20 protein-coding genes are annotated in these 22,380 nt (G+C 63.6%); 11 read left to right on the forward strand and 9 right to left on the reverse strand.

Going from position 1 to position 22,380, the window contains the following annotated elements; genetic code table 11:
* The first annotated feature begins 5 nt into the window (after window positions 1-5).
* From rlmN to KVF90_RS13405, 8 genes are all read left to right on the forward strand, one after another.
* Window positions 6-1,259, forward strand: a complete 1,254-nt coding sequence (rlmN, locus tag KVF90_RS13370; protein WP_264392069.1) for a 23S rRNA (adenine(2503)-C(2))-methyltransferase RlmN — start codon at window positions 6-8, stop codon at window positions 1,257-1,259.
* Window positions 1,256-1,852: a class I SAM-dependent methyltransferase gene (locus tag KVF90_RS13375; protein ID WP_264392070.1), complete on the forward strand. Its 597-nt coding sequence runs from the start codon at window positions 1,256-1,258 to the stop codon at window positions 1,850-1,852. Before rlmN ends, KVF90_RS13375 begins: the two co-directional genes overlap by 4 nt.
* A complete protein-coding gene (locus tag KVF90_RS13380) occupies window positions 1,849-2,502 on the forward strand; it encodes an MOSC domain-containing protein (RefSeq protein ID WP_264392071.1) in 654 nt (217 codons plus the stop codon). The genes KVF90_RS13375 and KVF90_RS13380 overlap by 4 nt, the downstream gene beginning before the upstream one ends.
* A 134-nt stretch (window positions 2,503-2,636) precedes the next feature.
* Window positions 2,637-3,083, forward strand: coding sequence for a glycine zipper 2TM domain-containing protein (locus KVF90_RS13385; RefSeq protein WP_264392072.1), 447 nt, complete (start codon window positions 2,637-2,639; stop codon window positions 3,081-3,083).
* A gap of 124 nt (window positions 3,084-3,207) precedes the next feature.
* On the forward strand, window positions 3,208-3,579 hold the full coding sequence (locus KVF90_RS13390; RefSeq protein WP_264392073.1) for a glycine zipper 2TM domain-containing protein: 372 nt from the start codon (window positions 3,208-3,210) through the stop codon (window positions 3,577-3,579).
* A 100-nt stretch (window positions 3,580-3,679) separates the two neighbouring features.
* On the forward strand, window positions 3,680-4,456 hold the full coding sequence (locus KVF90_RS13395; protein WP_264392074.1) for an SDR family oxidoreductase: 777 nt from the start codon (window positions 3,680-3,682) through the stop codon (window positions 4,454-4,456).
* Complete coding sequence (locus KVF90_RS13400) at window positions 4,453-5,157, forward strand: cytochrome b/b6 domain-containing protein (protein WP_264392075.1); 705 nt, start codon at window positions 4,453-4,455, stop codon at window positions 5,155-5,157. Before KVF90_RS13395 ends, KVF90_RS13400 begins: the two co-directional genes overlap by 4 nt.
* Window positions 5,150-5,899 (forward strand): molybdopterin-dependent oxidoreductase, encoded by a 750-nt coding sequence (locus KVF90_RS13405; RefSeq protein ID WP_264392076.1) that lies wholly within the window; start codon window positions 5,150-5,152, stop codon window positions 5,897-5,899. Before KVF90_RS13400 ends, KVF90_RS13405 begins: the two co-directional genes overlap by 8 nt.
* Here the strand turns inward: KVF90_RS13405 and KVF90_RS13410 are convergent.
* Window positions 5,896-6,336 (reverse strand): DUF1801 domain-containing protein, encoded by a 441-nt coding sequence (locus tag KVF90_RS13410; protein ID WP_264392077.1) that lies wholly within the window; start codon window positions 6,334-6,336, stop codon window positions 5,896-5,898. The two genes, KVF90_RS13405 and KVF90_RS13410, sit on opposite strands and share 4 nt — an antisense overlap.
* Before the next feature lie 93 nt (window positions 6,337-6,429).
* Here KVF90_RS13410 and KVF90_RS13415 point away from each other — a divergent pair, with 93 nt between their 5' ends.
* Window positions 6,430-7,698: an SAM-dependent methyltransferase gene (locus KVF90_RS13415; RefSeq protein ID WP_264392078.1), complete on the forward strand. Its 1,269-nt coding sequence runs from the start codon at window positions 6,430-6,432 to the stop codon at window positions 7,696-7,698.
* Here the strand turns inward: KVF90_RS13415 and KVF90_RS13420 are convergent.
* Together KVF90_RS13420 and KVF90_RS13425 are read right to left on the reverse strand one after the other, a co-directional pair.
* Entirely contained in the window at window positions 7,638-9,017 is a 1,380-nt protein-coding gene (locus KVF90_RS13420; RefSeq protein WP_264392079.1) for an acyltransferase family protein, read from the reverse strand. The two genes, KVF90_RS13415 and KVF90_RS13420, sit on opposite strands and share 61 nt — an antisense overlap.
* 80 nt (window positions 9,018-9,097) lie before the next feature.
* Window positions 9,098-10,102, reverse strand: a complete 1,005-nt coding sequence (locus KVF90_RS13425; protein WP_264392080.1) for a lipase family protein — start codon at window positions 10,100-10,102, stop codon at window positions 9,098-9,100.
* A gap of 282 nt (window positions 10,103-10,384) precedes the next feature.
* Here KVF90_RS13425 and KVF90_RS13430 point away from each other — a divergent pair, with 282 nt between their 5' ends.
* Window positions 10,385-11,605, forward strand: a complete 1,221-nt coding sequence (locus tag KVF90_RS13430; protein WP_264392081.1) for an argininosuccinate synthase — start codon at window positions 10,385-10,387, stop codon at window positions 11,603-11,605.
* A 972-nt stretch (window positions 11,606-12,577) separates the two neighbouring features.
* Complete coding sequence (locus tag KVF90_RS13435) at window positions 12,578-13,132, forward strand: septal ring lytic transglycosylase RlpA family protein (RefSeq protein WP_264392082.1); 555 nt, start codon at window positions 12,578-12,580, stop codon at window positions 13,130-13,132.
* Window positions 13,133-14,030: 898 nt separating this feature from the next.
* Here the strand turns inward: KVF90_RS13435 and KVF90_RS13440 are convergent.
* The 6 genes from KVF90_RS13440 to KVF90_RS13465 form a co-directional block, all read right to left on the reverse strand.
* Complete coding sequence (locus KVF90_RS13440) at window positions 14,031-15,485, reverse strand: hypothetical protein (protein ID WP_264392083.1); 1,455 nt, start codon at window positions 15,483-15,485, stop codon at window positions 14,031-14,033.
* A 9-nt stretch (window positions 15,486-15,494) separates the two neighbouring features.
* On the reverse strand, window positions 15,495-16,376 hold the full coding sequence (locus tag KVF90_RS13445; RefSeq protein WP_264392084.1) for a winged helix-turn-helix domain-containing protein: 882 nt from the start codon (window positions 16,374-16,376) through the stop codon (window positions 15,495-15,497).
* A gap of 94 nt (window positions 16,377-16,470) precedes the next feature.
* On the reverse strand, window positions 16,471-19,383 hold the full coding sequence (gene uvrA / locus KVF90_RS13450) for an excinuclease ABC subunit UvrA (protein WP_264392085.1): 2,913 nt from the start codon (window positions 19,381-19,383) through the stop codon (window positions 16,471-16,473).
* Window positions 19,384-19,791: 408 nt separating this feature from the next.
* Window positions 19,792-20,532 carry an ABC transporter ATP-binding protein gene (locus KVF90_RS13455; RefSeq protein WP_264392086.1) on the reverse strand — a complete coding sequence of 247 codons (741 nt, stop codon included), beginning with the start codon at window positions 20,530-20,532 and terminating at the stop codon, window positions 19,792-19,794.
* Window positions 20,533-21,531, reverse strand: a complete 999-nt coding sequence (locus KVF90_RS13460; RefSeq protein ID WP_264392087.1) for a FecCD family ABC transporter permease — start codon at window positions 21,529-21,531, stop codon at window positions 20,533-20,535. It lies immediately after the preceding gene.
* Window positions 21,528-22,379: an ABC transporter substrate-binding protein gene (locus KVF90_RS13465; protein WP_264392088.1), complete on the reverse strand. Its 852-nt coding sequence runs from the start codon at window positions 22,377-22,379 to the stop codon at window positions 21,528-21,530. The genes KVF90_RS13460 and KVF90_RS13465 overlap by 4 nt, the downstream gene beginning before the upstream one ends.
* Between the last annotated feature and the right edge of the window lies 1 nt (window position 22,380).

The raw sequence follows: 22,380 nt of genomic DNA on the forward strand, positions 1-22,380 counted from the left end.
CCTCCATGGCCGATACCGCACTCATGACCATTCCGGGCCTCGTTGACCCGGTCCCCGCTTCGCGCGACATCACGCCGCGTGCCGATGGCCGTGTCGATCTGATCGGCCTGCCCCGCCCGCGCATCCGCGAGCTGTTCGAGGAAGCCGGGCTCGATGCCAAGGCGGCCAAGCTGCGCGCCAAGCAGGTGTTCCATTGGCTCTATCACCGCGGCGTCACCGATTTCGAGGCGATGACCGACATCGCCAAGCCGATGCGCCCGTGGCTGGCGGAGCGCTTCGTGATCGGCCGCCCCGATGTTGTCGAGGCGCAGCACTCGGTTGACGGTACCCGCAAGTGGCTGCTGCGCACTGCCGACGGCCACGATTTCGAGATGGTGTTCATCCCCGACGAGACGCGCGGCACCCTGTGCGTTTCCTCGCAGGTCGGCTGCACCCTCACCTGTTCGTTCTGCCACACCGGCACCATGAAGCTGGTCCGCAACCTCACCCCGGGCGAGATCGTCGGGCAGGTGATGCTGGCGCGCGATGCATTGGGCGAATGGCCGAAAGGCTCGATGGTCAGCGATGCCGACGCGATCGACGAGGATGACGAGGCGGGTCACTACACCGCCGATGGCCGGTTGCTCACCAACATCGTGATGATGGGCATGGGTGAGCCCCTGTATAATTTCGATCACGTTCGCGATGCATTGAAGCTGGTGATGGACGGCGACGGCCTCGCCCTGTCGAAGCGGCGCATCACCCTTTCGACCAGCGGCGTCATCCCGATGATGGAGCGCTGCGGCGAGGAGATCGGCGTGAACCTGGCGGTCTCGCTCCACGGCGTGCGCAAGGAAGTGCGCGATGAACTGGTGCCGCTCAACAAGAAATACGGGATCGAGCAGCTGCTTCAGGCCTGCGCCGACTATCCCGGTGCCAGCAATGCGCGGCGCATCACCTTTGAATATGTGATGATCCGCGACAAGAACGACAGCGATGATGACGCGCGCGAGCTTGTCCGCCTGCTGCGCCAGTTCAACCTGCCGGCCAAGGTCAACCTGATCCCCTTCAACCCCTGGCCCGGTGCGGGTTACGAAACCTCGACGCCTGATCGTATCCGCAGTTTCTCGCAGATCGTGTTCGAGGGCGGCTTCTCCGCTCCGGTGCGCACGCCGCGCGGGCGTGATATCGACGCGGCCTGCGGGCAGTTGAAGACGGCAGCCGAGAAGAAGTCCCGCGCCCAACGCGACCGCGAGGCGGCAGAAGCAGCAGGCGCGTGAGCACCGATCCCGATACGATTGCCTTCTACCAGACCCGCGCACCGCATTATGTGCTGAAGTTCGGTCAGGCGCATTCCTATCAGCTTGATCCCTTCCTCGACCAACTGCCTGTGGGCGGACGCGTGCTCGAACTCGGCTGCGGCGGCGGGCAGGATGCGGCGCGGATCGCCGCGCGCGGGTTCGCGGTCGATGCGACCGATGCGACACCTGCCATGGTCGCCAAGGCCAACGAACGTTGGGGTGTGGGCGCGCGCGTCATGGCCTTTGAAGAGCTCGATGCCGAGGCCGCCTATGACGGCGTCTGGGCCCATGCCAGCCTGCTCCACTGCCCCCGCGCTGCGCTGCCCGATGTGCTGGCCCGCATCCACCGCGCCTTGCGCCCCGGTGGCTGGCATTTCGCCAGCTACAAACTCGGGGACCAAGAGGCCCGCGATACTCTTGGCCGGTTCTACAACTTTCCCGCTGCCGATTGGCTTGCGGCGCAATACAGCGCGATTCCCGGCTGGGAGATCGTCGATACCCGGCATTACATGGCCGGCGGGTTCGACAATGTGGAGCGCGACTGGATCGACCTTATCGTGAGGAAAGCATGAACCGCTGGACTATCGAGGCCGTCTGCACCGGCACCGCCCGCCCCTTCAACGGCGCCGAACTCAGCGCCATTGCCAAGCGCCCCCGCGAAGGGCGTGTGCAGGTGCTCGAAGAAGGCCTCGCGCCCGACGAACAGGCCGACCGGCGCGTGCATGGCGGGCCGGAGATGGCGCTGCATCTCTACCCGATGGATCACCATGACTGGTGGCGAGGGGAAATCGGCGATCATCCCGCACTCGCCGAACCCGGCGGCTTCGGATCGAACCTCGCGGTCACCGGCCTCACCGAAGAGCACGTGCATATCGGTGACCGCTTCCGCCTGGGCCCAAGGGACAGGGGGGCGCTGATCGAGGTCAGCCAGCCGCGCCAGCCCTGCTGGAAGATCGAGCACCGCTTCGGCCACAAGGGCATGGTTGCGCGGATCATCACGAGCGGGCGTTCTGGATGGTACTTCCGCGTGCTCGAAACAGGCGAAGTGGCGGCCGGAGACTCGCTTGAGCGTGTCGCGATCGGTGCCAGCGACTGGAGCGTCGCGCGGGTGTTTCGGGCACTGGTTGCGGGCAAGGCAACCGCGGCGGAACTCGCCGAACTTGCCGCACTCGCGCCCCTCACCCCGCGCCTGCGAGAAAAGGCCGCAGCCAAACGTATCTGAGGCACGGTTCATCTTACCCCACGGCCAGCTGAACAAATCCTGCTGTTTCCTGAAAGCCGCGTTCATCCTGCGTTCGAGTAACCTGAACGAAAAGGGTCGGGCTCCATCGGGGAGCCGCCACAAGGATACGCAATATGAAACACCTTGCCCTGATCGCCGCCGCTGGTTCCATGGCCGCCTTTGCCGCTCCGGCGCAGGCCGCTGAACTGCCGGCCGCCCCCGCCCCCATTTTCGCGAGCTTCAACGATGGTGCCGCGCCCTTCACCTCGGTCGTCGCCTTTGACGATGACGACGACTGGCGCGACCGCCGCGACCGTCGCCGCTATCGCGACCGTGACCGCGATTGGGACGACCGCCGTCATGAAGGCCGCCGCGGCGATTACTGGCGCGACAATGATGGCCGCTGGCGCTGCCGTCGTGCCGACGGAACCACCGGCCTGCTGGTCGGCGCGGGCGTCGGCGCATTGCTCGGCCGGACCGTAGATACCCGCGGTGACCGCACTGTCGGCACCCTGCTCGGCGCGATTGGTGGCGGTCTGCTCGGCCGCGAAATCGACCGGGGCGGCGCACGCTGCCGCTAAGCGGGCGGATCAGGGGCGGGCGTCCGGCTTGACCGGACACCGCCCCGCCGCCTCGCACTTTACTCTGCCGACTGCGTAACGGCAGCCAGCTCTCTCAGAAGCAGACAAACCAAAAGGAACTGCCATGAAGAAGATCGCTCTCATCCTTGCCGCCGGAGCCATGACGCTCCCGATGGCCGCGCCCGTGCAGGCCGATCCGCCGCGCCATGCGCCAGCCTGGGGCAAACGCGCCAAGGATCGCATCTATGACGACCGCGGCCGCTATCACGAGCCGCGCCGTCTCGACCGCGGCGACCGGATCTGGCGCGATGGCGACCGCTACTACTGCCGCCGCGATAACGGCACGACCGGTCTGGTGATCGGCGCGGGCGTGGGCGCGCTGCTCGGCCGCACCATCGACACGCGCGGTGATCGCACCGTCGGCACCCTGCTGGGCGCAATCGGTGGCGGCCTGCTGGGCCGCGAGATCGACCGGGGCGAGCTGCGTTGCCGCTGATCCTGCGCTGAGAGCGGGCGGGCCGTGCAGCTCCCCGATTGAAGCGCGGCCCCCGCACTGATAGCGCAGCTGTCATGCTTATCGTGACAGGACTGACCTCATGAATCGCCCCGCCGTTCTTGTGACCGGCGGGGCGACGCGTATCGGCGCCGCCATCGTCCGCCGCTTTGCCGCTGCCGGGTGGCATGTGGTGATCCATTACCGCAGCTCCGCCGCCGCAGCCGATGCGCTCGCCGCGCAGCTGCCTTCCGCCGAGACGCTGTGTTTCGATCTTGCCGATGACGACGCTGCGGTCGCCGCCGTTGCCGGGCTGGCGGCGCGGTGTCCCGAGTGGCGCTGCCTCGTCAATTCGGCGTCGGTTTTTGATTATGACGGTGTAACCGGACTCGATCCGGCGACGAACCGGGAGGCGATGCAGATCAACGCGCTCGCCCCGGCCCGCTTGGCACAGGCCTTCATCGCCCACACGGCGAGCACTCCCGGCGTGCGCAGCGTGATCCATGTCACCGACATGAAAATCGAAAACACCAACCCCGATTTCTTCAGTTACACCATGTCCAAACACGCGCTGGCAGCCACCATCGGCATGCTGGCCAAGGGCAATCCGGACAGCGGCGTCAGGGTCTATGGCCTCGCGCCCGGGGCCGTGCTGGCAAGCCATGACCAGCGCGAGGAGGAGACCGAGATTTCGCACCGCCTCAACCTGCTCCAGCGCAAGACCGGCGCTGACGAGATTGCCGATGCGGCGCTGTTCCTATCCGGCGGCGCGCTGGCGAGCGGGCAGAGCCTGTTCATCGACAGCGGCCAGCACCTGATGGATCAACCGCGCGACGTCATCTGGCTCGCCCGCGAGCAGGCCGAGGGAACCCCCGCATGACAAAGCACGCGCTGTCGACCCGTCTGTGGCACTGGGTGAACGCAGCGGCGATCATCGTGCTGTTCATGAGCGGGCTGAACATCTCGAACGCCCACCGCTACCTCTACTGGGGCGATTACGGCTTCGATCCCAAGGACGCGTGGCTTTCAGTCATCAAATTTCCGGGGTGGGCGACCATCCCGCAGAATTACAACCTCGCCCTTGCGCGCGATTGGCACATCACGGCGGCCTGGCCGTTTGGCGTGGGCCTGCTCTTCATCTGGATCGCGATGCTGATGAACGGCCATTTCCGCCGCGACCTCACCACCACGCCGCGCGACTGGACGCTCGGCGCGGTTCTCGCCTCGGTCAGGGCGCATTCGGGCGGCGGGGCGGCGCATCGCTACAACCCGGTGCAGCGCATTCTTTACGGCATGGTGTTCGGCGTGCTGCTGCCGCTCATGCTGTTCACCGGGCTTGCGATCAGTCCCGGCTTTCAGGCTGCCGCGCCGTGGCTTCTCGACGTGCTGGGCGGACGCCAGAGCGCGCGATCGCTGCACTTCATTGCCTCCTGGGCGATCTTCGGCTTTTTCGTGATCCACATCCTGCTGGCGATCACCGATTGGCGGCTGATCCTCGAGATGTTTACCGGCGGCAGGCGCGCGGACAGCGCCGAGCCTGCCCCCATCCCTTCCGAAGACGGAGCGACCGCCCATGGTTGACCTGCCGCGCCGTTCGTTGCTGGCCGGGATGGCTGCCCTTGGCGCCACCGCCTGTTCGAAGATCAACGACAGCGAAACCGCCAAGACCCTGTTCGACGCGGCAGAGGACGGACATCGCACCATCCACCGCGCACTGGCCGGCAAGCAGGGGCTCGCGCCCGAATACTCCCGCGCCGAACGGTCCCCGACCTTCCGCGGCAATGGATCGGTGACGGTCGCCGATCCGGCCTATCAGGAACAGCTCGCCAAGGGCTTTTCTGATTGGAAACTGGAGGTGCGCGGGCTGGTCGACAAGCCGCTGAGCCTCACGCTGGCCGACGTCCGCGCTCTGCCGCAGCGCACCCAGATCACCCGCCACGATTGCGTGGAGGGATGGAGCGCCATCGGCGAATGGCAGGGGCCGCAGCTTGCTGCGCTGCTTGATGCCGCCAAGGTGCGCGAGGGCGCGAATTTCATCGTCTTCCGCTGCGCCGACGTGCTCTACGGTCGCGACTATTACGAGAGCATCGACATGGTCGACGCCTATCACCCGCAGACGATCATCGCCCACACGCTGAATGGCGAACCCTTGCCCGAAAAGAACGGCGCACCGCTGCGGATGCGGATCGAGCGGCAACTGGGCTACAAGCAGGCGAAATATGTGAAAGCGATCGAGGCCGTCGCCAGTTTCGACGAGATCGGCCAGGGCAAGGGCGGGTTCTGGGAGGACGTCGCCGGTTACCAGTGGTACGCCGGTATCTAGCCCTCCGGAAACAATCGCTGCATGGTCTGCCAATCGGCGGCGATGATCTCTTCCAGCACGGACAAATCTATGTCGGCGAGCTTGTTGACATAGAGACAGCTCTTGCCGGTCGAATGCTTGCCCAGCCGCGCCAATGCCTCGTCCCGGGCAGCGGCGGTGCTAGGGTCGGAATACCCGCCTTGCAGATACAGCGAATGCTTGGCCTTCTTGGGGCTGAAGCCTGTGCGCATCGTGTGCACTTCGCGGCCGCTGTCATAGGTGGTGCGGTATTCTCCGTAACCGATGATGCTGGGCCCCCACATCCGCGGCGTCTGGCCGGTCACACGGCGGAACATCGCATCGAGCACCCGCCCTTCGTCCCGCTTGGCAGGCGGTTCAACCGTCTGGAGAAACGCTTCAACCGCATGGCTGGTGATTGTGGTTTGTGCATTCGTCATTGTCCCGCCGCCTCTCTCTGACTGGAAGACCGCAATAGTGTGAAAGCATCGCCTTGCGGTAACCCGACAGGATTGAACCACGAAAGGAGTTCCATGAGCAAGCCTCTCCTCGACCGGTTTCTTTCCCGCGCCGTCAAACAAGGCCGCCTAGGCATCGTCTTTGCCGATGGCAGCAGCAGCACCTATGGCGCCGCTGCCCCCGGATTTCCCGAGATCGTGTTGCGGTTCACCGATGACCGGGTGGCGCGCGATATTGTCATGGACCCACGGCTGGGCGCGGCAGAGGCCTTTATCGATGGACGCCTGCTGATCGTCGAGGGCGATGTGATGGGCCTCGTCAGCCTGCTGCGCGCCAACAACCCTTGGGACAAGGGCGGCGATATCGGCCCGCCGAGCCGGGTGAAGCGCCTGATCAACCGCGCAAGCTTCGCCGCCGAACAGATCAACAACCGCGTGGGTTCAAAGAAGAACGTCGCCCACCATTACGATATCGGCAATGATCTCTACGCGCTGATGCTGGATGCGGAGCATTGGCAGTATTCCTGCGCCTATTGGCCGGACGGGGTGACAACGCTAGCCGACGCGCAGGGGGCAAAGCTGGCGCATATTGCGAAGAAGCTGGCCCTTACCCCCGGGCAGGACGTGCTCGATATCGGCTGCGGTTGGGGCGGGATGGCGATCCATCTGGCCAAACACCATAATGTGCGGGTGACCGGCATTACCCTGTCGGAAGAACAGGCCGATCTCGCCCGCCAGCGGGTGCGCGATGCGGGCGTTGCGGACAAGGTGACGATCCTGCTCGAGGATTACCGCGACACCGCCGCATCAGGTCGCCGCTTTGACCGGATCGTGTCGGTCGGCATGTTCGAACATGTCGGCCGCGCGCAGTTCGAGACGTTCTTCCAGTGCTGCGCGACGATGCTGGCGGATGACGGGGTGATGCTGCTCCACACCATCGGGCGCTTCGGCGGGCCGGGAACCACCGACGCCTTCACCCGGAAATATGTCTTCCCCGGCGGCTACATCCCCGCCCTGTCCGAAACGCTCGCCGCGAGCGAGAAATTCCGTCTGATCGCTGCGGATGTCGAAACGCTGCGGCTGCATTACGCCCGCACGATCCGCGCCTGGTATGCCAACTGCATGGCGCATCGCGAGGCCATCATCGGGCTGTATGACGAGCGGTTCTTCCGGATGTGGACCTTCTACCTCGCCGGCGCGGCCACCGTCTTCGAGAACGGGGGGATGTGCAATTATCAGATCCAGTACGTCCGCAGCCGCCACGCCCTGCCGATCACGCGGGATTATCTGATCGGCAGTTCGGGCGGCTCTCCGGTTGATCCGGGGCGGTTGCGCGGGCGGTAAACAGGGCCGAAGCCCATCAGCGCCGCGCCCACCAGCGGCAGGGCGATGACCCACCAGCGAACACCGGAAACGCCCTCGGGGCTGGCAATCGTCAGGCCCGCCGTTGCCCCCAGCCCTGCGCAGATCGCCAGCACGCCCAGCACCGCGCGCAAGCGCGGCACGGTGCGCCCGCCACGGATCGGGCCGAAGCTCCTCTCATGCCGCGCAAAGATCGCGATCATCGGCAGCAGCGCGAGGATATAGATCGCGATCCACAAGGGCCGCGTCACCCACCACTCGCCCGTGCCGGGAATGGGTTCGAGGCCGAGCCCGCCCAGCACCAGCCAGTCCGCCGTCATCACCAGCACGAAGGCGGTAAGGTGCCATAGGAACACGGTCATGATCATGCCGTTCATCAGCACCGTCGCGGTCCAGATGGCGGCCTTATCCAGCATCCGCCGCCCCGCCGGCTCAAGCGCCAGCACAAAGCCAACCTGCATCGATCCCAGCGCGAACAGCGCCAGCGTCGGCGGGAGCGAGTTGGAGAAGCCTCCGGGCGCGGACACCATCGAAACCGGGTAGAAGCCATAGACCGTGATCGAAACGAGGATCGCCAGCGACACCGCGAACCAGCCCCATGCGAATAGCGGGCGTTCAAACTTCCCCGCCCTCCAGGCGAAACCCAGCTGGTGGAGCGCGACAAACACCCAGAGGAAATTGGTGAAGTTCACCCATGGCACCTTCGCCGTGAAGGTCAGCCAATCGGTCAGCATGGCGAGCGGCACGAAGATCGCAAAGCTCCCCCAGCCAAACCGTTGCCATGCGCGCTGCGCGATTGGGGTGAAGGCCGTCACCAGCAGATAGACCGCAAGGAACCACACCGGGATCAGCGCCGCCTCTGTCGCCATGCGGATCTGTTCGCGCGGCAAGCCGACCTGCGTCATCACCACGGCGAGCGCAGCCCACACCAGCAGCACCGGGAAAGTGGGCGTGATCAGGCGCTGCACCCGGCTCGCCAGCCAGTCGCGGTAAACGCCTTGCCTGTCGGCCGCCGCCTTGCGCGTGGTCGCCTCCCAGCTCACCTGATTGGCATAGCCGCCGACAAGGAAGAACACCGGCATCACCTGGAAACCCCAGGTCAGCCAATGCGTCCACTCGGCAACCGACAGCAGATCGCCGCGCAGCAGCTGCCCGGACGCATCGACATACAGCCCCGCCATCAGCCAGTGGCCGATCACCACCGCCATGATCGACACCGCACGCAGGAAATCGACCCAGCGATTACGCTCGGGCGGGGTCAGTTCCGCCAGCTCGCGCGCCTTGCTCCACATTGTCAGCATATGATCCCCTGTCCGGCGGTGTCGCTCCGCCGGACAAGGACTTAGCAGTCAATTCTGAAAGGAGGATTGCTGCGCGCGCGCTAATCCCCAGCCGCGAGGGCCCGCACATGGGCAACCTGAGCGGCGTGCACCGCTTCGGCCAGCTTCTGCGCTGGCAGCGCGGGCATTTCGTGCGCGAAGATCGACGGCCAGTAGGAATTGATGGCAGAATGGGCATCCGCGATCTGGCCGACAGCTCCTGCGTGGATCACTCGCAGTATGGCCGTCTCCGCCGCGTCCTGACCCGTGTCTCCACCGAGCGGTGCCGGCCATTGCAAAACAGCGGTGTGATCGGGGTAGAATTCGAGCCCGCCGACGAGCTTGTATCCCCGGTGAGTGAACTCAAGAATGAGCCGCACCGCGTCAATCTTCGGGTGTTCAAGTTCAAAGGGCCACTTATGGAGCACGTCGAATGTCGTGTAGGCTGGCAGGAAGGGTACGAGGTCGCTCTCCCGCTGATAGCGGAAGGTATGCTCTTCAAGGTGAATATCGTCGTATCTTTGGGCGAAAACCGGATCTCCGGCCAGAGGCGCAGCAAAGGCATGAACTTCGATCTGCTTCGGCCCGCCTTTCGGCAAAGACGACTTGCTATAATGCACGAGCACTGCGCACAGGAAGCTCATGGCCGCACCCTTCGAGTGGCCGGTAATACGCAGGCCCTCAAGCTTGCTCCAATCGCGGGTGATCAGATCATGCTTGATGCAGGGCCACAGCGCCATCACCGCATCAAGAAAACCCTGATGGACATTGCCGAAACCGCCACTGCCTGGCGGGTCGAACGGCACTTGGAGCGTCTCGTCATCCTGCCGCCAGTCTTCGAAAAATGCGAGGAATGACTTGATGCCATCGAAGGTGCTGAGCGTCCCGCGCAACGATAGCACCACCCAGCCATCATCGGTTTCGCCGATAAGTCCCGCGTCGATCCTTTCCTCGCCGCCGCTGATTACCTGCGGACCATCGACCCATCTCACTGATTCGTTGAAGAAGAAGATGGGCTGATATTCTTTTCCAACAATCGAATACGCACAGATCGCCGCGTCGATCATCTTTTGCGCGGTTGTTTTCGCGGGAATGCTAAGCGGTTCCATAGGACAAGTTGCGACCATCTCGTTTCTCCTCAAACCAGATCCAACAAGAATGATAGGAATGACTTTGATGTCAATGAAAAATAATGCGGTTTCAGGTTGTTAGGTCGCATCATGATGACTGCCTTTGGTTAACCGCTAAAGGTCTTGCCTGCGGATCGGCCCTGCTATGTGGGCCAATCGTCATTGCCGTTCCCGATCCCCGCTGTTAACGGCGCGCTCAAATCAGGAGCTGCGCGACAAATGTCCGACATCAAGAAAGTCGTCCTCGCCTATTCGGGCGGTCTCGATACCAGCGTCATCGCTAAGTGGCTGAGCGTGGAGCGCGGGCTGGAGGTCGTGACCTTCACTGCCGATCTGGGACAGGGCGAAGAGATCGAACCCGCGCGCGCCAAGGCGAAGGCGATGGGCATCCCTGACGAACACATCTTCATCGAAGACCTGCGTGAGGAATTCGTCCGCGACTTCGTCTTCCCGATGATGCGCGCCAACGCCCGGTATGAAGGCGATTACCTGCTCGGCACCTCGATCGCGCGGCCGCTGATCTCGAAGCGTCTGGTCGAGATCGCGCACCAGACCGGCGCGGATTTCATCGCCCATGGCGCGACCGGCAAAGGCAATGATCAGGTGCGCTTCGAACTCAGTGCCTATGCGCTCGATCCCGATATCAAGGTGATTGCGCCGTGGCGCGAATGGGATCTGACCAGCCGCACCGCGCTGATCGCATGGGCTGAACAGCACCAGATCCAGGTTCCCAAGGACAAGCGCGGCGACAGCCCGTTCTCGACCGACGCGAACCTGCTGCACACCTCGTCCGAGGGCAAGGTGCTGGAAGACCCGTGGGAAGAGACCCCCGACTACGTCTATTCGCGCACGGTCAATCCCGAGGATGCACCGGATACGCCCGAATACATCACCGTCGATTTCGAGAAGGGCGACGGCGTGGCGCTGAATGACGAGGCCATGTCGCCTGCCACGCTGCTGGCCGCGCTGAACGATCTTGGCCGCAAGCACGGCATCGGCCGTCTCGATCTGGTCGAGAACCGCTTCGTCGGCATGAAGAGCCGCGGGATGTATGAGACTCCCGGCGGCGAGATTTATGCCCGCGCGCATCGCGGCATCGAGCAGATCACGCTGGATCGCGGCGCGGCCCATCTCAAGGACGAGCTGATGCCGCGCTATGCGGAGCTGATCTACAACGGCTTCTGGTTCTCGCCGGAACGCGAGATGCTGCAGGCGGCGATCGACCACAGCCAGGACAAGGTCACCGGCACGGTGCGCCTGAAGCTCTACAAGGGGCTGGCGAGCGTGGTGGGCCGCAAGTCGCCCTACTCGCTCTATTCGGAGGCCCATGTGACCTTCGAAGATGACGCCGGGGCCTACGACCAGAAGGACGCGGAAGGCTTCATCAAGCTCAACGGCCTGCGCCTGCGTCTGCTCTCCCGCCGCAATCGCGACGCCTGATCCCGCACAGCGCGATGGGGAGAACCGAGTCGGACCGCTGTCAGAAGCGGCCCGAACCGCTTATCGTGACAGTGTGAAGGCGATTTCGTGCCGCCAATGCGCGCTGCTTGCGACAATTGCGACGAAGCGTTGACTTATCCACCCGTGTCCACAGGCCAAAGCGCCGGAAGTGGAAAAGTCGCGGGCTGGAATATTGTCAGATCGCCGATTCAGGCGCACCTTCAACTTGTCTTCGGGACACGAAGCACCTGGAACGGAAAGCCGCAAGCCCCTGAAGTTACCGGGGTTTTTATCCCAAGGATGGCGGTGACATCTGTCCACGCGCCCGTCTGGAGACGGCATGCGGGAGGCTTCGGCCAAAGGCAAGTCGGCTCGTTAACGGAGGGGAGCGACGCGGTGAAACCGGACAGGCCAAGAACCTGGCTGATCGGAAGTGCAGCGGAAACGGCGAAAGCCCCCAAACCGCAGCTCTTGTGACCGGTAAAGGAACGCGGTCTCGGCCAAGCGAGTGCGCGGCAGCGAAAACCGGAAAGGCTTCGGCCCGAAGGCAGACGCAAAAGCCCGTAGGAGCAGAAGCCGGATGCCGGCGCGAGCGCCGGTGACGAAGCTCTGGCAAGGCCAGTCGCAAGACCGGGCAGCGAGAGATTAGACATCGGGCGCCAAGCATGGCCCGGAGCGGAGGAAGCTGAAGGTTCGCCGGAAGCATCACGAGCGAAGGTCATCCACACGCCGGTGAGAGTGGGGTCGGCAGCAATGCCGGCCCCATTTGCATTCCGGCTCCTGCCTCTGCCGGAACACCCCCACCCCTGACACTTTCCCCGAGTCGCAGCGCCAGAAGCGGCCTGACCTTACCCGGCCCCTTCAACGCTTCATCGCAAATCGGGTGCAACTCGTGCCTCGGCTGAACCCTCGGGGCGATGAAATGCTAACCTGGTTTGCCATTCCCGCAGACCCGCCTGTATCGGCCCCGCCATGCGGAGGGAAAATCGCATACATGGCCTCGGTGCCCGCAGCTTCGCCAACCGGAGCCTGCCAGCACTGACGGTAGCCTGCCTGATCGGCCTTGCCCCGCTCGGCGCTTCGTCCGCCGCTGCGCCTGACGCGCCTGCTAGCGGTATCGACCCCGCCACCAGCGCCGCCGTGATCGAGCTGGTGCCGGTGCAGCCCACCGTCGAAGTCACCGCCCCCGCCCCCGCCATCGAGCAGCCCGCGCCCTCTGCCCCGCAGGAAGTCGTCGTCGGCCGCGGCAGCGCCTCCTATTACGCCGCCAAGTTCCATGGTCGCCGCACCGCCAGTGGCGAGCGGTTCGACAATGGCGAGATGACCGCCGCGCATCGCACCCTGCCCTTCGGCAGCCTTGTGCGCGTCACCAATCCCGCGAATGGCCGCAGCGTTGTTGTCCGCATCAATGATCGCGGACCCTTCACCCGTGGCCGCCTGATCGATGTCAGCCGCGCCGCTGCCGAGGAACTGGGGATGGTCTCTCGCGGCCATGCCGATGTTGAACTGGCGCTGATCGCGGATTGATCCGTTCAGGGTTGGCCGGTCAGGCCACCCCGAAACCGCCGTTTCCCCCCTGAGTGCCCGCACCTGCCGCACCGCCGCCTCTGAGGGGGGTCAAGACGGGTCTAAAGGGGGTCTAAGGGGGGTCTAGAGCGGGCTAGCGAGGGTCTGGCGCGGGGTGAGTTTCGGGCTTTTCCCTGCGCGCTCAATGGCTTGGGGCAATCTGACACGGTTCCGGCGCAAATTCCCCCGTTTCAGCCCCGAAATCCCCCCGCGCACCTGCCGCACCCCGCCCCCGCGCCAGGCGGATCGCGGCGCGGGGCGTGACGGCGCGGGCCCGGCCCTCCCCCTCCCCCCGCAGCACCTGCGCAGGGGCGAGGATCGCCGCGCGGGCTTCTTCGGACATGGGCGGGTACCCGGCCTCAAGTAGCGCAGCGATAGGCCCACAGGACGCCTGATGTAGCGGAGCGGTAGGCCGACAACGCGCCTCATGTAGCGAAGCGGTAGGCGCACAAAAACGCCTCATGTCGCGGAGCGGTAGGCCGCCAAGACACCTCATGCAGCGGAGCGGTAGGCGGAGAAATCCCCTCCCGATCCGGCCCGCGTCCCCATGCGCGAGCCCATTGGCGAGGAACGCCCGATCCGCAGGATCCCGCACCGGCCCTGCCTCCGCGCGCGGACGGGTGGCCGGATCATGGGGGCGGTAAACAGGCATAGGCGCGCTCCGTGGCCAAGCGAGGGACAAAGGAGCATCACCCCGCCCCGCCCCCACGCGCCACATGGGCCGCCGCCCGCTGGCCCGAGACCGCGCCGGAGGCCAGCACCAGCGGCGACGCAACGCGGGCAGCGCAAGGCTGACGCTCGCGCGGGAGGCTAGAGGGGGTGCGGGGGTGTAGGAAAGGCTTACTTCCGAGACCGGGAACTAAGCGACACCGCCAATGCCTTGGAGCGTGGTCATGAGCTCGGTGCCAGCGTTGACCAGTTCTGAACCGGCAGTAGCCCCCGAAGTTATTGTCTGCGTCCAACCGATAGCTCTTTTCAGGAATCCTTCTTTTGGCTGCGCCTTCAGTTCATCGAGCAGTAGCTCTCCCTCTTTTCGGCTATCGACATCGCTGAGAAGCTCGGTCACAGCGAAAATCTGCTTAATCAAAGTCGCAACGGCGTCCGGTGACAGCCCGCCTTGTACGGTTTGATACTCTATATTTATCGCCCCTCCGCCAGTAACTGCACCGATCTGCGCATTTGGAAAATTCTGAACCAACTTTGGCATCATGAATCCTTCAATGTCGTTATCATTCGAGAAAAGGTCGACCGACTCTTCTTTAATTTCAAAGAATCTAAGCTGTCGGAATAGCTCTGTCCCTGCAACTGCCGCTTCAATCCTACCACGCAGAGGAGATCTAAAGGTTTCCGAGCGATAAATCTCGCGGATTATTGACTCATATCTTTCATTTCTATGCGCGAATTTCGCAAAATGATCGATAATTGCGTGCCTAACAGGCTCTATTCCCTCATTTGTAAACCAACGAATTACCTCTTTCGCAGCACCGTCCACGTAGGAATTTCTTAGACCGATTGCGGCCTCCTCCCTCACATCCACTTCGTCATCTTTGGAAGCATGTGAAATCAGGTCGATATTCTGAGAAAGAACGGCTTCATTCGAAAATAGTAACCTGAGTATCCACTTCCTAACTTGAGGATCACACGCGTCATATTCTTCTAATTTTATTTTTAGGTGCGAAAATTCGGTATTCGTCTCTGCCATATACCACAGTGAGTATTTTATAACTGAAGGTTCGTCATGCAAATTTAGGTTCGGTATGGCAGTGCGGTTCTCGTGTGACTTATCAAAAAGAAACTCTGGAGCTTTCCCACGACCGGCTAGAACTATCGCTGCTCGCAGCTCTTCAGGACTGGCATGATCTAGAGGGATGCGTTCAGCCACAAGCCGCTTACGGAGCTCGGCGCTATACTCAGAGCCAGCAATCAATGCCAATGCACCTAGGCCGACTTCCTTCTCTTGAAGCAAGTTCAACGCGGGCCCCTGACGAGCCTCTCGGAACAGCAGCCTAACAGCCGACGCAAGGAGGTCGGGGTCGTTACCAACATGAGGAAAGACGCTATCCAGTATCTCAATCTGACCAAGCGCGCCTAGCTCGGACAGTACGTTAAGCGCCCATCTTTTAACTTTAAGGTCGTTACGCTCAACGCATTGTAGCACTGCCGCACGAAGGTTTCTTGCGTCAGAAGGGTGACGCCCTTTCCTTAATTCACCTTCGAGCCACTGCAAACATTTCTGAACAACGCGATCATCTCTCCCCAACTGAAGGATCGTGTGCTGTTCCTCTTGCAATGTCAGAATGGCGCTGATGTCCAAAAGGAAATCCTACACAAAGTGACGAACGACACTTTCCGACCAAGGCTCTAAGTCGTTCGAATCTCGCCGTAGTGATGACTGATCAACCCAAGCTAAATCATTCATCGACAGTTTTCGAGTCATGACAGGGCAACCTGTCGGCAGCCTTATCTCACAAACTGCCAAAATTGCTTGAGATTCCTCCGACTCGACGATGGCCGCACCAAGAAACCTCGATCGCGCCTCAATCTCAGCAAGATATCGAGTATGATGTAAATCGAGGTCAACAAGTACGTTGGTTATGGAAGCACCTAAAGTACCGTGAAATTTTGTATCGAAAAGCGACCTGTCCAGTTGCGATAGAGGTGATATGAAACCAATAGTATTATTGCGCTCTCCGTCACCTAGGTGCGATTTTCTATAATTTCCAAGCCTGTACTTTAGTAATTTCAAATCCTTCTTAACAAAAGCGAAATTCCATACTTGATAATCTCCGTCTGGTATTGACCCAATTGACGAATAACGCATGGTGCCAGACCGAATTAATTCCGCGAAAATCCGTCGATCCAACCTTTGAGCGGTGTGGCTATCGACGATTTTTTTCGGCAAGTAGGCGGAATACTCTTTTTTTAGCTGCCTTGCTCTGCGCTTTGCAACGATCGGCGTGCGGTATTCCTGCGGAATTGACTCGTCTTCAATGTATTTCGAAAGAAAAAATCTACCTGGCCACGGACGAAAGAACTCTGAATTTTCCCGATGCTCAAGAATATTCACACTCAGTCGGGCCGTGAGGGTTTTATGTTGAGTTTTGCCATGCAAATGCGGCGGGATAATTTCTTGTAGATATGCCCTTCGGATGATCTCGCGGGGCGCGAGTGGTATCCGAGCTTGCTCCAAGATGAGATAAGCCAACTCAAGATACGCGTCAGAATGTGGGGTCCTGATCATTCTGCTGAGACTATCTTCAAGTTGCAGGCTTGCAAAGCTTGAACAAGGGTACTCAGGCTCAAGATATGGCCCCCAACAACGGCGCCAGATACTGCCCCGTAAACGAGCGCGGCTCCTTCACGACCGTCTCGGGCGTCCCCACCGCCACAATTTCCCCGCCGCGCACGCCGCCCTCCGGCCCCAGATCGATGATCCAGTCGGCGGTCTTGATCACGTCGAGGTTGTGCTCGATCACGACAACCGAGTTGCCGCCCTCCACCAGCCGGTGCAGCACTTCGAGCAGTTTGCGCACATCCTCGAAATGCAGGCCGGTGGTCGGTTCATCCAGAATGTAGAGCGTCTGCCCGGTAGAGCGCCGCGCGAGTTCCTTGGCGAGTTTCACGCGCTGCGCCTCGCCGCCGGATAGGGTGGTGGCCTGCTGGCCGACCTTGACGTAGCCGAGGCCGACCTCGTTGAGCATCCGCATCTTCTCGCGGATCGGGGGGACGGCCTTGAAGAACTCCTCGGCATCCTCGATCGTCATGTCGAGCACGTCGGCGATGGAGTGGCCCTTGAACTTCACCTCCAGCGTTTCACGGTTGTAGCGTTTGCCGCCGCATTCCTCGCAGGTGACGTAGACATCGGGGAGGAAGTGCATCTCGATCTTGATGAGGCCGTCGCCCTGGCACTTCTCGCAGCGGCCGCCCTTGACGTTGAAGGAGAAGCGCCCGGGCTTGTACCCGCGGGCGAGGCTTTCTGGCAGGCCCGCGAACCAGTCGCGGATCTGGGTGAAGGCGCCGGTGTAGGTGGCGGGGTTGGAGCGCGGGGTGCGGCCGATGGGCGACTGGTCGATCTCGATCACCTTGTCGCAATATTCGAGGCCGGTGATGGCATCATGCGCCCCCGCGATAACCCGCGCGCCGTTGAGCGCCCGCGCCGCGCCGGCTTGCAGCGTGTCGATGGTGAGCGAGGATTTGCCCGATCCCGACACGCCGGTGATGCAGGTGAAGGTGCCGAGCGGGATCTTGGCCGTCACGCCCTTGAGGTTGTTGGCCCGCGCGTTCTTGACGGTGATGTGGTGCCCGTTGCCCTTGCGGCGCTTGGCCGGCACGTCGATCTTGCGGCGGCCGGTGAGGTAATCGGCGGTGAGCGATCCCTTGGCCTTGAGGATCTGCTTGAGGTTCCCTTGCGCGACGATCTCGCCCCCGTGCACCCCCGCGCCCGGGCCGAGGTCCACAATGTAGTCGGCAGCGCGGATGGCGTCCTCGTCATGCTCGACGACGATCACGGTGTTGCCGAGATCGCGCAGGCGTTTGAGGGTTTCGAGCAGGCGGTCATTGTCGCGCTGGTGGAGGCCGATGCTGGGTTCGTCGAGCACGTAGAGCACGCCCGAGAGGCCGGAGCCGATCTGCGAGGCGAGGCGGATGCGCTGGCTCTCCCCGCCGGACAGGGTGCCGGAGGTGCGATCGAGGTTGAGGTAGTCGAGCCCGACATTGTCGAGGAAGCCCAGCCGCTCGTTGATCTCCTTGAGGATGGCCTTGGCGATCTGGCTCTGCTGCGGGGAGAGGTGCTGGTCGAGGCCGAGGAACCATGCCTTGGCATCGGCGACGCTCATCTGCACCGGGGTGGCGATGTCGGTCGGCCCGTGGGCGCTGGGCACCTTCACGGAGAGCGCCTTTTCATTGAGGCGCTTGCCCCCGCATGTCTCGCAGGGCTGCGCGGTCTGGTACTTGGACAGCTCCTCCTGCATCCACGCGCTTTCGGTCTGCATCATGCGGCGGTTGAGGTTGCCGATGACGCCTTCAAACGCCTTGTTGACGGTGTATTCGCGGCGGCCGTCCTTGAAGGTCAGCGGCACCGGCATCCCGCCCGTGCCGTGGAGGATGATGAGCTTCTGTTCGGGCGCGAGGTCCTTCCAGGGGGTGGTGAGGTCAAAGCCGTAAGCCTTGGCGAGGCTGGCGAGCACCTGCATGTAATAGGGCGACGGCGGATTGGACTTGGCCCAGGGCACGACCGCGCCCTGCTTCAGCGTCAGCGCCTCGTTGGGGACGACGAGCTGCTGGTCGAACAGCATCTTCTCGCCGATCCCGTCGCAGGCCGGGCATGCGCCTTGCGGGGCGTTGAAGGAGAAGAGGCGCGGTTCGATCTCCTCGATGGTGAAGCCGCTGACGGGGCAGGCGAACTTCTCGGAAAAGACGATGCGGTTGGGCGGCAGGCCTGCGCCTTTCATGGCGCCGCCCTGTTCCTCGTTCTCGCGCCCCGGCACGACGCCATCGGCCAGATCGACATAGGTCAGCCCCTCGGCGAGCTTCAAAGCCTGTTCGAAGGAGTCCGCCAGCCGCGTCTCGATGCCTTCACGCACCGCGATCCGGTCCACCACCACTTCGATGTCATGCTTGAACTTCTTGTCGAGCGCCGGGGCTTCCTCGATCGGGTAGATCTCGCCATCGATGCGCACGCGGGTGAAGCCCTGCCGCTGCCACTCGGCGATTTCCTTGCGGTATTCACCCTTGCGCCCGCGCACTACCGGGGCGAGCAGATAGGCGCGCGTGCCTTCGGGCAGGGCCATCACGCGGTCGACCATCTGGCTGACGGTCTGGGCGCTGATCGGCTCTCCGGTCGCAGGCGAGTACGGCACCCCAACACGCGCCCACAGCAGACGCATGTAGTCGTATATCTCGGTGACGGTCGCCACGGTCGAGCGCGGGTTGCGGCTGGTGGTCTTCTGCTCGATCGAGATCGCGGGGCTAAGCCCGTCGATATGTTCGACATCGGGCTTCTGCATCATTTCGAGGAACTGGCGCGCATAGGCGCTCAGCGATTCAACATAACGCCGCTGCCCTTCGGCATAGATGGTGTCGAAGGCGAGGCTCGATTTGCCGCTGCCGGACAGACCAGTGACAACGATCAGCGCATCGCGCGGCAGATCGATGTCGATGCCCTTGAGATTATGCTCGCGCGCACCGCGCACGGAAATGGTGGTGAGGCTCATGGGCGTGATATGTTCCGGAAATGTTCGCAAAGGTCAAGGTGGCGCGGGAGGCTGGCGCGCCCGTCATCCCCAGATGGCAACGCACCGCCCGCGATGCAACGGGCGAGGGGATCATTGGTGCCCGATGCGGGGCTAACAGCCAGAGCGATATCGACGGCGGTTGCGGTTCAAGGGAACGATATCAAAACAAATTCAGGCGTTAGTTCATATATTTAAATCGAATTAAGCCCACCCTACAGAAAATCTGAAGTCGCCACATCGGCAACCCGTCGCCACACGGAAGGCCTCTCTGCAGTTTCCGGCCGGGTCCCTTCAGGGTCGCAACCTGGCCCCTCTGGCAAAGAGCCGGTCGAAAGGTCGGAACAGGACGTGCTGAGCTTACCCGGGCTCTCCCGCTGCCTGTTCCGATCAGGGCCCGGTCACCAGCCCCCTCCGCCCCGGCTCGCCAAGCCATCGCGCTGCCACCCCCCAGACTTGCGCGATAATCTCCGGCTGAAGCGCACTCCGGGGCGGGCCTTGGGCGATCAGGCGGCCCTCTTTCAGCACCAGCACGTGATCGGCGTGGTTCATCGCCACCGCAAGATCGTGGAGCACCACCACCACGCCCTGTCCTGCCTGCGCGCACGTCTTGAGATGCGCCGCCAGCGCCAATTGATGCGCAAGGTCGAGCGCGGCGAGCGGTTCATCGGCCAATATCCAGCGCGGTTCGCCCGCCAGCACCCGCGCCAGCAGCACCCGCGCACGCTCTCCGCCCGAAAGATGGCTGACGGGGCGATGACGCAAGTCCCCCAGCGCGAGCGCACCAATCGCGGCTTCGATCGCCGCTGTGCCGCGGTCACGCCATGGCAGGCGGCCCAGCGCCACAAGGTTCTCGGTCGCCACGTCCCAGGCGATGTCGGGCGATTGCGGGAGATAGCCGATCGCTTGCGCCCGGATGCGGGGATGAAGCGCGGCGAGGCTCTGCCCGTCCATCGTCACCCCTCCCGCAGAAGGTTCCAGCAGCCCCGCCAGCCCGAGCAGCGCCGACGACTTGCCCGCACCATTGGGGCCGACGATGGCGGTGATCTGCCCCGGCTGGAGCGCGGCGGACAGATCATCCACCACCACGCGCCTGCCGCGCATCAGGGAGAGCTTGTCGGCGACCAGCATCTACAGCCTCCCCCGCCGCATCCGCAGCAGCAGCCAGCCGAAGAAGGGCGCGCCGATCAGCGACAGGGCGATGCCCAGCCGTAATTCCGTGACCAGCGGGAGCACGCGCACGATAGAGTCCGCTGCCAGCACCAGGCATGCGCCCGCCAATGCGCTCGGCAGGATCAGGCTCGATGGCAGACGGTCGGTCAGCGGACGTACCAGATGCGGCACGACAAGGCCGACAAAGCCGATGATCCCCGCCACCGCCACCCCTGCCCCGACCGTCAGCCCGACACCCGCGACCAGCAGTACCAGCAGACGCCCCGGATCGATCCCCAGCGAACGCGCCGCTTCCTCACCCAGTGTCAGCGCGTCGAGACTGCGCGCGGCGAGCGCCAGCGCCGCGATCCCGATTGCGGTGAGCGGTGCGGCAATCGCCACTTCGCGCCACGACCGGTCGGTCAGCGCGCCGTTGAGCCACATGACGATCTCTGACAGCGCGAAGGGATTGGGCGCGAGCGTGATGGCGAGCGCGGTCATCGCGCCAGCAAGGCTCGCCAACATCAGGCCCGCCAGCGTGAACAGGGCGATGCCCCCGCCTGCCCCGCCCGCCGCGTCGGAAGTGGTGCGCCCGGCGATCAGCGCGAGCGCCGCCATGCCGAGGCCTGCTCCGGCAAGCGCCAGCACCGGCAGGCTCCATGCGGCAATTGCAGGCGGCAATAGCGGGGCCAGCCAGAAACTCGCCACTGCGCCCAGCGCCGCCATCGGCGCGATGCCGAACAGGCCCGGATCGGCGAGCGGGTTTCTGAGATAGCCCTGCATCGCCGCCCCCGCAGCCCCCAGCCCTGCCCCGATGACAACCGCCAGCACCGCGCGCGGCAGGCGCAGCTCGGCAAGGATCAGCAGGGTGTTGCCCGGCCCGAAATCGGCGGGCGCGATCCATACGCGTCCGGCCAGCAGCGAGAGCGGGACGAGCACGGCAAGCAGCGCGGCGAAGATCAGGCTGGCGCGGTTCATATCCGTGCCTCCGCCTCGGCGCGGATCGCCCGCAGCCGCGCGCGCGCTTTGGGGATGGTCGGCCCGCCGCAATAGATCAGCGAGGGATCGAAGGTGGCGATATGCATTGCCTTGAACTGACCTTGCAGCAGCGGATGGCGCTGCCCCGCCGCATCGCCTGCCACCAGCAGCACTTGCGGCGGATCGGCGAGCACGTGTTCGAGCGACACTCTGTCCGCCTGCCCCAGCCCGCGCCGCGCCGCGTCGCTGGTGAAGCCTTGCTCGCGCAGCAGTTCGGCGATCAGCGTTTGCTCGCCCGCGACGATCTCGCCCGGCTGCCACAGCAGCGCGTCGATCGGCTCGCCCGGTGCGGGCGGCTGGGCGGCGATGCGCGTAGCGAGCGCTTCGCCTGCGTTCTTGCGCCCTGCCAGCGCGGCCACCTCGCGCACCTGCGCCACGCTTTCGGCGATGGTGGCCGGGCTGCCGAAGGTCGCGACTTTCAACCCGGCGCGTTCGAGCGCGGATCGGGTCGGCTGCGGCAGGAAGATCGACGCGAGCACCAGATCGGGCTTTTGCGCGATCACCTCCTCCGCCGTGCCGCCGGTCACGCCGTAGCGCGCGGCAATGCCTGCCGGGATCGAGGCCGAGGAAGGATCGCGGCTGTAATGCGACAGCGCCAGCACCTGATCGGGCGGCGCGATTTCGACGAGGATGGCATCAAGGCAGGGGTTGAGGCTGACGATGGTGGGCGCAGCGTCTCCGCCAGTGTCGGGCGCGGCAGGCGCGCAAGCCGCGACGAGGCACAATGCCCCCGTCAGCGCCGCGTTTCGCCAGCTTTCAAGCCCCATCGTGATGCGATCCCGCGCCATG

This window comes from Porphyrobacter sp. ULC335 (assembly GCF_025917005.1).
GTDB lineage: Bacteria > Pseudomonadota > Alphaproteobacteria > Sphingomonadales > Sphingomonadaceae > Erythrobacter.